Below are 12,830 nucleotides of genomic sequence, written 5' to 3' on the forward strand. Positions count from 1 at the left end.
GATTGACAGGAGGAGGCGAGTGCCGCCTGGATCGGGTCAAGATCCTTTCCGCGCTCAGTGGATGGTGACCTTGTCGACGGTGATCGTCGCGGTCTTGTTGAAGTAGACCCGGTACTCCAGGGGATGGTTGAGCGCCGTCTGATTGAAGGACAGGCTGAAGTCCTGGTATTGATTGGCGGCGGTGAATTGTTGTGAGGCCACGTCCATGCTCGCGAGACCGAGTCCCGTGGTGCCGTCCCTCACATCGATTCCCACGATGGGTTGAGCGCCAAGGGAATTGTTGTCGGTCTTCAGCCGGAAGGTGACCTTGCGGGTGCCGACGGGCACGTTGGCGTCATAGGGGCCGTAGACCATATGACCGGCCGCGTCGAGGGAGGGCGAAGCCTGCCAGCCGTCCCCGCTCGAGCGTCCGGTGCCATGCGCCAGCACGGCTCCTTCCGCTTCGTATTGACCGAGGCGGGTCGTCGTCGTGACCTTGTCGATGTTGATCGACGCCTTGTCCTTGTAGTTGGCCCTGAACTCGAGCTGGTGCCCGGCGACGTTGTTGTAGGTCAGGCTGAAGTCCTGGTACACGCCATTGGCCTTGAACTGATTGCGGTAGACGTCGAACGTGGTCAACACGGCCCCGCTGGTGGCGTCCCTGACATCGAGCGTCACGACGTTGTCGTTGTTGCCGGTGATGACGTCGATCTTCATCTTGAACGTCGTGGTCAGCTGACCGGCGGGGAACGTGGTGACATACGGGCCATAGAGCATCATTCCCGGGCCGTCGTCCGTGACGTTCGCCGTCCAGCCGTTGTCGAAGGAACGGCCGACCGCGTGCGAGAACGGCGAGGAGGCATAGCTCTGGTTCTCCGCCTCGTACGTCTTCACGATGGTCGAGGTGTCGGTGGGCAGGTTGTAGTACTCCCGCATCAGCTGGAAGTAGTTGTCCGGCCTCACGAAGACGATGTTGGTGTTGCTCTTGTAGCTGTTCACCACGTTGACGAAGCTCTGGTAGGTGTTGCCCTCCCAGGGGTTGGCCTGGATGCTGACGAACCGGGGAGACGTGCCGTTCCAGCCGGAGATGGCCTTGTTGATCTCCGAGATCATGGAGCTCTCCGTCGGGCAGTACGTGGCATTGAGCCCCTGGCTCGGCAGGACATTGTTGTACACCGTGATGCCGCCGCCCGCGTTCTGGGCCGTCAATCCCAGCAGGGACGGCGCCTTGTACGCGAAGCTGTTTCCCACGTTGGTATTCGTGCCGCCGTTGATCGTGTTCCACACGGTGAGGACCTTCAACCCCGAGCGGTTCATGTAGTCATCGGTCAGCGCCACGTAATCGTCCAGATAGGTCTGGTTCCCCCAGTAATTGGGATAGGTGTAGCCGATTCCCGTCGGGCCAGAGATGAGGTTGTCGTTGGGCGTGGACGTGGCGTACAGGTAGTTCAACAGGCCGGGCATGGCGTCCAGCATGGCCGGAGAGATGGTCCATCCCAGCGGAACCTGCCCTCGGCTGGGGCTGTCCCAGAGCTTCTTGAAGTGATGCTCCAGGTACTGCATGTTGTCCCCATCGCTCAGGATGAGAGCGATGTAGATTTTATTGCTCAGCGTGGGCTTGTTGGGGACGGGTTTGACGTTCACGGCCCTGGACATCCCGCTGAACACCGTCAGGTTCGAGGAGAAGTCGCTGGCGATGGTGGACACGCCGTATTCGGAGACCCGCTGGATGCCCGCGGCCTCGTCCGGCCACCAGCCCATGTAGATGCCGCTCCCGTAGGGCATGCCCGCCAGGAACTTCCTCAGCAGCGTGTCCTCCGCGGCGATCTTCGGATCGAGCCACACGACGGCCGCCTGGGTCGCCGCGGCGTATTCCCGCAGGTTGCCTTTGATGTCCGGAGTGAGCCCGACGATCATCTTGTGGGTCACTTGAGACCAGTAATAGTCATACAAGTACTGGTAGACCTGGGTCTTCGACGTGAAGGAGCCACGCAGGTCCTGCAGGATGGGGAGGTAGTACGGTGCGGCGGTCAGCCTGGCCACGAGGTTGGGGGGCGCGACGAGGCCATTCCTCAGGCTCGCGATCGTCGTGGCCAGATTCAGCGTATCGGGCACCGCGGTGTCATAGATGACGATGCCCGTGATCTCGTTCTTGTATTTGGTCAGGAGGCTCCACTTGTCGGAGACCTCCGTGTACTGGAGCCCCAGGGAATTCAGCCAGTTGAGCTTGCCCTCGTTCCCGCGCACCGTGTCGTCGTAGCTGTAGATGCGGGGTTGGGTCCTATTGACGAGCCCTTTCAAGGTCGCGAAGAGCACCGTCTCGTCGTGCTTGAGCTGATTCGGAGCGCCTACGGCGTCGACCTTGATATAGGCGGCCCCGTACCAGAACACCCGGAACTCGATTCCATGCCCGGTCGTCGGGTTGTTGAACGGGAGCTGGAATCTCTGGACGGAGCCCACCTTCGTGAAGTCCATCCGGTAGATGTCGCGTTTGGCCAGGACGGCTCCCGTCGTGTTGTCCCGGACGTCGACGGTCACCACGATGGCGTTGTTGGCCGTGTTGTTGTCGATGGTCAGATCGAAGAAGGCCGTGTTGTTCCCGGCGGGAATGTCGGTGGCATAGGGGCCGTAGATCATGAACTGGTTGGGCGCGTCGATCGACACCTGCGCCAGCCAGCCGTTGCCGTCCAGATGCCCGGTGCTGTGTCTCAGCTGCGGCCCTTCACCTTCGTACCGGAACTCGCTGGTCGTCACATCCACCAGGTCCAGCGTCGCCGCGGGTGCGGAGAAGGAGGGGAGCACCTGCCGCGCGGGCCAGGTGAGCCCGGTCGCCGAAGCCTCCCCAGGAGAGAACATCCCCGCCGCCGTGAGAGTCGCGGCACATGCGAAACCCAGATGCTTCCACCGAATGCATTTCATGAAGAACTGCCCCCTGAAATGCCTGCGGTGTATCCCATGAGCAGGGATTCAACAAGTAATATGAGAAAAACAGGTATACGCTGACTTCCAGATCGGCCGGTGATTGTTCTCCTACACACGGTGGATGGGTGTGGGCCCCCCCTCCCACGTATCCGTTGACCCGAATTCAGGCCTCGCGAACTCTCTGTTCGCTCGGCCCTCTCAGTCGCAGTGCTGGAGGTCCTCGGTGACGAAGCCGTTCCGGGTGGAGATGGCGCGGTCGTAGCAGGTGCGTTTGTCCCCGGTCAGCCGGTAGCGGTGGGTGGAGGTTCCCACCGCGTTCCGCTGTGCGCGCGGTACGCCAAGGTTATAGGCGGCCTCGCCCGTGTAGAGGTCGCTGAGCTCCCGGTGCGCCAGCGTGCGGAGGCCCTGGGTGGTGCGCTCGTCCGCCTCGTCGTGGAGGCTGATGGTCGTGGTGAGCCGGTTCTGCGGCGTCACGCTGATGATCCCATCGAGCGTGAAGCGCTTCTCGGAGCGGCTCACGGTCGGGAAGTGGCCGAGGCCAGCGACCGTGACGGTGCTGGTGTCGTTCCAGGTGGCGGTGATTCCATCCGGGTTCTCCGCCTCCCCTACCCAGCGGTGCATGCTCGAGTTGGACACCGACTGCTCGACGGTCGTCACCACCCAGCCGCGCGAGGTCCACTGGTAGCCGGAGACCCGCAGGTGATGGCTGCCCTGCGTGTCCAACTGGTTCCAGCCGTCCACCAGTGCGACCGTCGAGTCATTGGCCAGGGTCCCGACCTTGTGCTCGATCAGACCGCCGATGACTCGCGAGGCGCGCGGGTCTCGCCAGGCGAGCACGTTGGTCGGCAGATCCCAACCGGGGCGGCCCTCGGGCACACCCAGCACCCGCACCGAGATCTGGTGCGGCTTGCCGTCGGTCAGTAGTCCGGCGAAGGGCGTGAGGTCATAGCGGATGGGACGGACATCGAAGGCGCGAGGGGCCGGCAGCACGTACCACAGGAAGGGATTGGCCCAGCCGCCCGTGTAGACATGCGGGAAGGGCATGGCGATACCGGCCACCTTGCCGTCCACCTCGATCTGCACTTCGCGGTACGGGCCCGCGTCGGCGGGGCAGGAGTACGGCACCGTGGTCGGGACGGTGAAGTACCAGAACTCCTCGCAGCCACCGCCCGAGCCGGTCGCGTACACCTCGGCCACGAGCCGCTCGGTGTTCCGGGGTACCGTCACCTCTCCCAACAGCGCGCTGCCCTCGCGGCGCGGGTTGGTCAGGGGGAGCACGTCGCTCGCGGTCTCGGCCGGCTTGTACCGGCCCTCCGCCTTGTAGAAGGTCAGGTAGACCTGCACGTCCAGCACGCCGGTGTAGGTCTCGTTGACCACGTTGCCAATCAGCATCCAGACGGACTGCGGCTGGCTCAGCAGCGGCGCGTAGGCGGTGACGTCCTTCTCCACCGACCAGGCGATGCCTTCACGGGACGGCTCGGGCGTGGACGTCTTGAAGATCGTCACACCGCCCACCTCCAGGTGTCCGAGCCGGTCGTACTGGACGCCCTGGACCTTGCCCTCCATGCGCAGCACCACCTTGTTCCAGGGTCCGGGGCAGTCCGCTGGCGGGGTGAAGGTGCTGGTGTAGGGCGTGAAGTCGTCGAACTTCTCGTCGACGATCTTCACGGTGCACGAGGTCGTCGCCGGCTTCTCCACCGCGGGGGCTGCGGTGCGGGGGTCGTCCCAATCGGTGCCGAACTCGGGGGGCGGCTCGGCGGCCAACGCGGGGGTCATCGCGCCGAGCGAGAGGCTCGCGGCGGCGAAGACTGCGGAAAGACGTTTCACTGTTTTCTCCTGGTAAACGGGGGGAGCCAGGAGCCTAGGACCCGCGGTACGTCCGGGCAATGACCTCCGATGTCTGCTCAGGAGGCGGAGGATCCGTCCAGCGCGCGCCGCAGGGCCGCCACGGTCGTCCGGTCGGTGCGCCGGGCGAGGGGAGACGCGAAGCCGAGTGCCGCCACGCGCGGATCAGCCGGCACGTGTGGCACCGAGCATGATGCGTGCACCTCGTGCGCGCCGGTCCTGGCCAGCAGCTCCGACACCGTATCGAGCCGCACGCCGCTGCCCGGCATGATGGAGATGCGGCCCGCGGCGGCTCGTGTCACCTCCGCGATCGTCTCCACCCCGGCGAGCGCTGTCGTCTTTCCTCCCGAGGTGAGAATCCGCGCGAACCCCAGCGACACGGCCATCTCCAGCGCCTCCAACGGGTCTGGCACCAGATCGAACGCCCTGTGCAGCGCCAACTCGAGCCCCGCCGAATGTGCGACGAGCGCCGCGAGCGCGTCCGCGTCGAGCCGCCCGTCCGGCCGGCTCGCGCCCAGCACCACGCCGGTGAGTCCCGCCTCGCGCGCCGCGTCGATGTCCGCGCGCATCACGTCCAGCGCCGCCGCGTCGTAGACGAAGTCGCCCGCCCGCGGCCGGATCATCGCCAGCACGGGGAGGTCGAGCGCCGCGGCCCGTACCATCAGCCCACGCGACGGAGTGAGGCCACCCACCTCCAGCGCGGCGCACAGCTCGATCCGGTCGGCGCCCCCTTCGGCCGCCGCCACCAGGCCAGCCACGTCATCCACACAGACTTCCAGGGTGATACGCGACATGAGACGGCCCTCTTGGGTGCGGGGATGCCACCGAGGCGCGGGAACGGAGCGGAGGGATCCGGCACCTCCGCTCCGTGGACGACCCCAGGTGCTACGGCTGCTGGGTGAGGGTGAACGACTGGGATGCGCTGCCGTTGCAGTAGGACTGCACCAGCTGAGCGCTGTCGGCGGAACCCGCGGTGGTGAGGCACTTGGAGCTGTAACGGCTGACGAAGTGGTACGAACCACCAGCCTCCGCCACCGGCAGCCACTGCTGGTTGTTGCCGCCGCCATAGGCCCACAGCTGGATCGGCGCGCCGTCGGCCGTGGACACGTCCTTCACGTCGAGCACCTGGGCGCTGTTGAGGCGGCTGGTGATCCGCACGTAACCGCCGCTGGTCGACTGGAACTGGTAGTGCTGCGCGTAGGTGCCGTTGCAGGTGTATTGCTGGACCACGGTGCCATTCGCCGAGGCCGCGGACCTGGCGTCCACGCACTTGCCGGCGCCCTTGCCGGTCACGGTGTACCAGGCGGTGGGTGAGATGGGTCCCGGCGGAGGCGTCGTACCGGCCCCGCCCAGCCACTTCAGTCCGTCGATGATGAACCGGTTCTGGATCTCGCTGGCGAACGTCGAGGACAGCGGGGTGTTGTTGGAGTAGTTCATCGCGTTGTGGCCGAAGTTCGCGTACAGCATCTTGAACTTCTTGTTGGTCCACAGGATGGGATAGTCACCGCTGTACCAGGACTGGTTGGGATCGGTGCCCAGCGGGAAGCTCACGGGGTCGACCGAGGCGAGCACCTGGATGTCTGGGTTGTTGCGCAGGTTGTTGCTCCAGCTGTACCACTCGCTCACCGCGGAGGTGAACGTCGCTGGCAGGCGCGAGGTCGACGGGTGCGTCTGGTTCTCGACCTTCAGCACGGCGGTGGTGGGACCCCAGGTGTTCGACCAGAACGCACCGGAGCCGAGGAACTGGTTGTGGTACCAGCTCCAGCTGTCCGGGGACGTGGTGAACGCGGAGACGTGGAATCCCATGAAGCCGCCGCCGCCCTGCATGTATTGCTGGAACGCGGAGCGCTGGGCCGCCGTCTGCGGCATGTCGTCCAGGAACATCACGACCTGATACTGGGCGAGGTTGCTGGCGTTGAGCTGGTCCCAGTTGTTGGTGGCCGTGTAGGAGAAGCCGTTCTGCGCGGCGATCTGGGGAAACCAGATGTTCGCGTCCCTGACGAAGTCGATGTGGGCCGCGTCCCAGGTGCCGTTGTAGAAGGCCAGCACCTTGAAGCTCGGCGTCTGCGCCACCGCCGGGCTCGATGCGAGGAAGAAGCACACGGCGAGTGTTGTGAGCGATTGCACCACTCGGTTGTTCTTGATGCCTGCGATCATGCGGAACCTTCCGGTTCTCTGCGGAATCGACGTGGCGGCGGACGGCGCGGCGCTGCGTCCTTTCCACAGGGAGTGGCCGGCCCCTGGATGGGACCGGGCACGTCCCTGGCTATCTCAGGTTCACGACCCGACTCAAGATATTCCTGTTAGTCGAGCAATACCCGCATCAGCGCGGATGAAAGCGCGACGGATTGGAATGGGCTGACGGGAACGTCATCCGTCCCCATGTCGGCGTCGATCTCCGATGGGGTAGCATCCGGACACTTCTTCACAACCCCTGGGGGGGAGCTGTCCACATGTCCGTTCGGTTGAATCTCTTCGCGCCCGAGTTCCGTGCCAACCCCTATCCGTTCTTCGCCGAGCTGCGGCGCCAGCCCGGGCTCGCCCAGGTGGATCCGCTCGGCTTCTGGGCCGTCTCCCGCTACGCCGACGTCCTGCACGTCTTGAAGAATCCCCAGCTCTTCTCCTCCACCGGCCACCGCGCGCCCGCGGAGCCCGAATGGCTGGGGCGCAGCAGCCCGTTCGCGGACTCCATGGTCATGGTGGATCCGCCCCAGCACACCCGCCTCCGGTCGCTCGTCAACCGCGCCTTCGGCCCCACCGCCCTGGGCCGGATGGAGCCGCGCATCCGCGCCTACGCCCAGCAGGCCGCCAGGGAGCTGCCCCTCGGCCGCCCCGTGGACTTCGTCGAGTCCTTCGCGCTGCGCGTGCCCGCCGCCGTCATCGGCGAGCTGCTCGGCCTGGACCCCTCGCTGCACTCGCGCTTCAAGCGCTGGGCGGACGACATCAACAACACCAGCTCCACCCCCCCGGACGCGCATGAGTGGCGCGCCCAGATCCGGAGCACCTACGCGGAGATGGAGCAGTACCTCAAGGAAGTCATCGCGGAGCGCCGCCGCTCCCCCCGCGAGGACATGGTGAGTGACCTGCTCGCCTCCCGCGTCGAGGGGGAAGCCCTCACGGACGCGGAGTTGATGGGCTTTCTCTTCCTGCTGCTCATCGCCGGCCTGGAGACCACCGTCCACCTGCTGGGCCACTCCGCCCTGGTGCTCGCCGAGCGCCCGGAGGTGTTCGCGCGCCTGCGCGCGGACCGCTCGCTGATTCCCCGGTTCGTCGAGGAGGTGCTGCGGTACGAGCCGGTCGCCCAGACGATTCTGCGGCTCACCACCGCCGAGACGGAGCTGAGCGGCGTCCGTCTGCCGGCCGGCTCTCACGTCATGTTGCTGCTGGGCTCCGCCTGCCACGACGAGGCGCAGTTCCCCAACAGTGACCGCTTCGACCTCGACCGCCAGGGCCAGCAGACCATGCCTTTCGGCTACGGCATCCACTTCTGCCTCGGCGCCCCCCTGGCCCGTCTGGAGGCGCGGCTGGCCCTGGAGGCGCTGCTCGACCGGTGCGGCGGCCTGGTTCGCGACGCCGCCCCCGTGCAGTGGCACGCTTCCATTGTCGTTCGCGGTCCCACGGTGCTGCCGCTCACCGTGCTGCCGGGTTGAGACCCGGTTCACTGAGCGAGGAGGTCTCTCAACCAGGGGACCTCCGCCGGGAACCCGTTCTGGCGCTCCCGCCAGATCCGCCCTCTCCACTCCTCGTCCGTGAGGCGCTCGAAGTCCCGGGTGATCAGGCGCCTTCGCATGCCGTGTGCCCGCGTCGCAACACACCGGGTGTACACCCGCGGTGGTCCTGCCTGTACGCCGAGACGATGAGCCCGTTCGTGCCGCGACACTGCCCTGGAGGGCAGCCTGTGGCGCACCTCCCCACTCCCTAGCGTGCGCTCCCGAGGGAGGTCGCATGGCGCGGGGCGCGTGGGGCTTGTGTTGTCTGGTCGCGGGTGGGGTGCTGCTGTCCTGCGCCTCCACGGACGCATGGACCGGACCCCTGCCCGCGGAGTGCCGGGAGTCCGCGGAGGCGGAGTCCGCTCCGGTGACCCAGGTCGAGGAGGATGGGTTGCCGGTGTTGAACCTGTTCATCTCGAAATCCCTTCCGGATGCGGAGGGCTATTTCGCGGCGCGGCTCGTCTACCGCGGGCAATGCCAGCGGCTGTGGGTGAGGCTTCGCGGGAACACCTCCCGCTTCTTCCCCAAGCGCAGCTTCACCCTCGAGTTCCCGAAGGATGCGCCCTTCGACGAGCCCCTCCTCGCGGGCGGCTTCACCGGCCGGCGCAAGGTGGTGCTCATCAGCCCCTTCAACGACAACTCATACATGCGGCACCGGCTCGCCTTCACCTTGTGGAACCGGATGTCCCCGGACCACATCCAGGTGAAGGCCTACAGCGCCGTTCTCTACCTGAATGGGAGCTACCACGGCCTGTACACGGTGGCCGACCACCTCGACAAACACCTGATGGCGTTACAGGGGCTGGACGTGGAGGGGGACCTGTTCAAGGGCTGGGGCGATGACGCCAACTTCTCCCCCCTGGACGTCCAGGGCCGGCCCAAGCTCGACCTGCGACAGGGTTTCGAGAAGAAGGCGGGCCTCCCCGAGTCCGGTTCCGAGGCCTACGACAGCATCCGGGCGTTCACGGCCTTCGTGATCGATTCGAGCACGGAGCGCTTCCGGGAGGAGCGCCACGCGTGGATGAATGCTCGTGAGTACGAGGACTGGTGGATCTTCTCCACGCTCGTCGTCGCCAACGACTCGGTGTCGAAGAACGCCTTCCACTACCGGGAGCGGGGTCCCCAGGGCCGGTGGCGCTACATCCCGTGGGATCTCGACGCCAGCTTCGGCCAGGACTGGAACACGCGGCGCAACGCTCCGGAGGCGCCTCCAAGCTTCACGGCCAAGAACCACCTCTTCACCCGGATGCTGGAAGATCCCTCCATCGCGACGCCCATGCGCGAGCGCTACCGGCTGCTGCTCCAGGGAGAGCTGCGCGCGGAGGTGGTGCTCGGGCTCATCGACCAGCTCGAGCGAGAGGTGGCTGCCGCGGCCCGTCGTGACGAGGCCCGGTGGCGGGAGGAGTACCTGGGCTTCCGCAGGTGGAGCACCCGCACGGACTTCACCACCTTCGACGAGGAGGTGGAGTACCTCCGGTGGTGGGTGCGGACGCGTTGGGGGGCGCTGGAGCGTCAGCTTCCCTGAGCGCGAGACACCGCCGGGCGGGCCTGGCGCTTCGCGGCGGGGGCGGGCCGCGTGGGCCGGGGGGGCGGGCGGGGCCGGTAGCGCTCGTAGGCGGAGAGCACCTTCACCACGTAGAACTCCGTCTCCCCATTGCGAGGCACGCGGCCTTCCACGTTGCCGGGCCCGGCGTTGTAGGCGGCCACCGCGAGCTTCACGTCGCCCCTGTAGCGCGCGAGCTGCTCGGCGAGGTAGCGCGCGCTGCCGTCCAGGGCGGGCGCCGGGTCGAAGGGGTCCTCCACCCGGAGCTGGCTCGCGGTGGAGGGCATGAGCTGACCGGGGCCCATGGCGCCCGCGGGGGAGATGCGGTGGGGCTGGGTGGCGGACTCCACCTCCACCAGCGCCCGCAGCAGGCCGGGAGGCAGGCGGTTGCGGCGCTCGGCGTCGCGGATGAGGGGCTCGAGCTCCGGGTGACCCTCGAGGAGGCAGGAGGGCCGGTGGCGCGCGTAGGCGGCCAGGGCGTGCGCCTTCTGCTCCAGGAAGGACACGGAGAGGGGGGACACGCGAGTGTCACCGAAGAAGGCCACCGCCAGGTTGAGCAGCACGAGCGGCAGGAGGGCCCACAGCCCCACCTTCACCCAAGGAAACCCGCTGGCCCGTGTCCGCCGCACCGCCTCCTTCCTTAAGGGCGGCCGGGCTTCCCGTCCAACTTCCGGCGGCCGGACGGCGGGCCCGGGCGGGGCAGGCGCAGGCCATCCAACACGAGGGTGGTGAGCGCGTCGGGCAGCTCCAGCGGGTTGCCGACGTCCTCCTCCTCGCTGAGGACGGCGAGCAGCAGGCGCTCCACCGCGCCCACCACCGCCAGCCCGCTGACGGCCGGGCGGATGGGGCGCAGCAGCCCGTGGGTGTGGGCCTTGCGGGTGATGTCGACCGCGTAACGGGAGATGAGGCGCGCCACCTCGACGAGCTTCACCCGGGCGCCCACCGCCGGTCCGCGGCACTCCTGGAGGTAGAGCCGCACCACGCCCGGGTGCTGGACGATGGCGCCCGCGATGATGGCGGCCACCGCGCGGTAGGCCTCGAACATGGCCTCCACGTCACGCGCGGCCTCCAGGGCCTCGCCGCACGCCACCAGCCCCTGGAGCAGCTCGCGGCGCACCGGCTCCAGGAGCTGGTCGACCAGCGCCGCCTTGTCCTCGAAGTACCGGTAGAAGGTCCCCTTGGCCACGCCGGCCGCCTGGGTGATGTCGTCGATGGTGACGCCGTCCAACCCGCGCTCCAGGAAGAGCTCGAGGGCCGCGTCGCTGAGCGCCTTCACCCGCTCGCGGCGGTTGGTCTCCCGGACGCCACCCTGGGGGCCGGGCCGCTGCGACGCGGGGGCAGGGGGGCTCTCCTCCTCCGGTCGCTCCGAGGGCTTTCGGGTGGCCATGGGCTCGCGCTCCTCACAAAAGGTGACTGGATGGTCATTCTTCTGGTGACCAGGTGGTCATCATTTCATACGGGAGCGCCAGGAAGCCGGGTGTTCCACGAGGAGGTGCGAGATGATTGGCATTCCATTGGGCCTGGCGTACTCCAACTTCGGGGAGTGGATGCTGCACCGGTACGTGCTGCATGGGCTGGGCAAGAAGCGCGGGAGCTTCTGGAGCTTCCACTGGTACGAGCACCACCAGCGCTCGCGCCGCCACGAGATGGTGGACGAGCAGTACAGGGGGCCGCTGTGGAAGTGGGCCCCGCAGAGCAAGGAGCTGCTGGGGCTGGCGGCCATCGTGCTGGGGCACCTGCCGCTGCTGAAGTGGGCGCCGGGATTCGTGGCCTCGGTGTGGGCCTCGACGGTGCTGTACTACTTCGTGCACCGGCGGGCGCACCTGGACCCGGACTGGGCGCGCGAGCACCTGCCGTGGCACTACGACCACCACATGGGGAAGGAGCAGAACGCGAACTGGTGCGTGACGTACCCGCTCTTCGACTACGTGATGGGCACGCGCAGGAAGTATCTGGGAGCACCCGCGATGGCCGAGGCCCGGGTTCCCGCCGCCTGAGCTAGGCTGTGGGCCTGTCCGTGCCCATGACCTTTCCCGTCTTCCTTCCCCTTGGCCCCTGGCGGTTGCACCCCCACCTCGTCTTCGAGGCGCTGGCGTACTTCCTCGCGGCCCGGCTCTTCTTCTGGCTGAAGCGGCGGTGGGCGGACCCGCTGCAGCCCGCGACGCGGCTGGGCGTGGTGGCGGGGGCGGCGCTGGGGGCGGGCCTGGGCTCCCGTCTGGTGCACCTGCTGGACGAGCTGCCCCTGTGGTTCGCGGGCCAGGTGACGGGGATGCAGCTGCTCACGGGCAAGTCGTTGGTGGGCGGGCTGCTGGGAGGATTGCTGGGGGTCGAGCTCGCCAAGCGGATGTTGGGCGAGACGCGGAGCACGGGGGACCTCTTCGTGCTGCCGCTGTGCCTGGGCATCTTCCTGGGGCGCCTGGGCTGCTTCTTCACCGGGTTGGAGGACCACACCTATGGGGTGCCCACCTCGCTGCCCTGGGGGGTGGACTTCGGAGACGGCCTGAGCCGCCACCCCACCCAGCTCTACGAGGCCGCCTTCATGGTGGTGGTGGCGGCGATGAGCCTCTTCCTGCGCCAGCGTGAGGCGCGGGAGGGAGACCTCTTCCGCCGCTTCATGGTGCTGGACCTGGCCTTCCGGCTCGGGGTGGACTTCCTCAAGCCGGATCCTCGCCTCTGGCTGGGCATGAGCGCCATCCAGTGGGCCTGCGTGGCGGGCCTGCTCTACTACGCGCGGGACTTCCCCCGGCTGTGGCTGCGGCGGGTCCACCCGAGCGCGGTGCTGGTGCTACTCGTTTGTGCCACGGGCGTGCTCCTGTAGGCTGATGGGGCCG

10 protein-coding genes are annotated in these 12,830 nt (G+C 67.3%); 4 read left to right on the forward strand and 6 right to left on the reverse strand.

Annotated elements, in window-relative coordinates; genetic code table 11:
* Nucleotides 1–54: 54 nt before the first annotated feature.
* The 4 genes from JRI60_RS08105 to JRI60_RS08120 all read right to left on the reverse strand — a co-directional run bounded on the left by JRI60_RS08105 (nt 55) and on the right by JRI60_RS08120 (nt 6,903).
* Nucleotides 55–2,835, reverse strand: a complete 2,781-nt coding sequence (locus JRI60_RS08105; protein ID WP_204225277.1) for a GxGYxYP domain-containing protein — start codon at nt 2,833–2,835, stop codon at nt 55–57.
* A gap of 264 nt (nt 2,836–3,099) precedes the next feature.
* On the reverse strand, nt 3,100–4,728 hold the full coding sequence (locus tag JRI60_RS08110) for a peptide-N4-asparagine amidase (RefSeq protein ID WP_204225278.1): 1,629 nt from the start codon (nt 4,726–4,728) through the stop codon (nt 3,100–3,102).
* Nucleotides 4,729–4,805: 77 nt separating this feature from the next.
* Nucleotides 4,806–5,540 (reverse strand): copper homeostasis protein CutC, encoded by a 735-nt coding sequence (locus tag JRI60_RS08115; protein WP_204225279.1) that lies wholly within the window; start codon nt 5,538–5,540, stop codon nt 4,806–4,808.
* A 91-nt stretch (nt 5,541–5,631) separates the two neighbouring features.
* Nucleotides 5,632–6,903 (reverse strand): ThuA domain-containing protein, encoded by a 1,272-nt coding sequence (locus tag JRI60_RS08120; RefSeq protein WP_204225280.1) that lies wholly within the window; start codon nt 6,901–6,903, stop codon nt 5,632–5,634.
* Nucleotides 6,904–7,199: 296 nt separating this feature from the next.
* Between JRI60_RS08120 and JRI60_RS08125 the strand changes: the two genes are divergently transcribed.
* Nucleotides 7,200–8,396, forward strand: coding sequence for a cytochrome P450 (locus JRI60_RS08125; protein WP_204225281.1), 1,197 nt, complete (start codon nt 7,200–7,202; stop codon nt 8,394–8,396).
* A gap of 295 nt (nt 8,397–8,691) precedes the next feature.
* A complete protein-coding gene (locus JRI60_RS08130) occupies nt 8,692–9,981 on the forward strand; it encodes a CotH kinase family protein (protein ID WP_204225282.1) in 1,290 nt (429 codons plus the stop codon).
* On the opposite strand, the gene JRI60_RS08135 is transcribed toward JRI60_RS08130, so the two are convergent.
* Both JRI60_RS08135 and JRI60_RS08140 read right to left on the reverse strand, forming a co-directional pair.
* A complete protein-coding gene (locus JRI60_RS08135; RefSeq protein WP_239470406.1) occupies nt 9,969–10,628 on the reverse strand; it encodes a lytic transglycosylase domain-containing protein in 660 nt (219 codons plus the stop codon). The genes JRI60_RS08130 and JRI60_RS08135 overlap by 13 nt on opposite strands.
* Before the next feature lie 11 nt (nt 10,629–10,639).
* The gene (locus JRI60_RS08140; RefSeq protein ID WP_204225283.1) at nt 10,640–11,386 is read right to left on the reverse strand and encodes a TetR/AcrR family transcriptional regulator; all 747 of its coding nucleotides are present in this window, start codon (nt 11,384–11,386) and stop codon (nt 10,640–10,642) included.
* A 112-nt stretch (nt 11,387–11,498) separates the two neighbouring features.
* On the opposite strand from JRI60_RS08140, the gene JRI60_RS08145 reads away from it, so the two are divergent.
* A complete protein-coding gene (locus tag JRI60_RS08145; RefSeq protein WP_204225284.1) occupies nt 11,499–11,996 on the forward strand; it encodes a sterol desaturase family protein in 498 nt (165 codons plus the stop codon).
* Nucleotides 11,997–12,022: 26 nt separating this feature from the next.
* The gene (locus JRI60_RS08150; protein WP_204225285.1) at nt 12,023–12,817 is read left to right on the forward strand and encodes a prolipoprotein diacylglyceryl transferase; all 795 of its coding nucleotides are present in this window, start codon (nt 12,023–12,025) and stop codon (nt 12,815–12,817) included.
* Nucleotides 12,818–12,830 lie beyond the last annotated feature (13 nt).

Origin of the sequence: Archangium violaceum, assembly GCF_016887565.1 — a bacterium.
GTDB classification, from domain to species: domain Bacteria; phylum Myxococcota; class Myxococcia; order Myxococcales; family Myxococcaceae; genus Archangium; species Archangium violaceum_B.

Coding starts and splice junctions, on each gene's coding strand:
- JRI60_RS08105 (WP_204225277.1), bottom strand. CDS start 2,835: ATGTTCTCTCCTGGGGAGGCTTCGGCGACCGGGCTCACCTGGCCCGCG.
- JRI60_RS08115 (WP_204225279.1), bottom strand. CDS start 5,540: ATGTCGCGTATCACCCTGGAAGTCTGTGTGGATGACGTGGCTGGCCTG.
- JRI60_RS08120 (WP_204225280.1), bottom strand. CDS start 6,903: ATGATCGCAGGCATCAAGAACAACCGAGTGGTGCAATCGCTCACAACA.
- JRI60_RS08125 (WP_204225281.1), top strand. CDS start 7,200: ATGTCCGTTCGGTTGAATCTCTTCGCGCCCGAGTTCCGTGCCAACCCC.
- JRI60_RS08130 (WP_204225282.1), top strand. CDS start 8,692: ATGGCGCGGGGCGCGTGGGGCTTGTGTTGTCTGGTCGCGGGTGGGGTG.
- JRI60_RS08140 (WP_204225283.1), bottom strand. CDS start 11,386: ATGGCCACCCGAAAGCCCTCGGAGCGACCGGAGGAGGAGAGCCCCCCT.
- JRI60_RS08145 (WP_204225284.1), top strand. CDS start 11,499: ATGATTGGCATTCCATTGGGCCTGGCGTACTCCAACTTCGGGGAGTGG.
- JRI60_RS08150 (WP_204225285.1), top strand. CDS start 12,023: ATGACCTTTCCCGTCTTCCTTCCCCTTGGCCCCTGGCGGTTGCACCCC.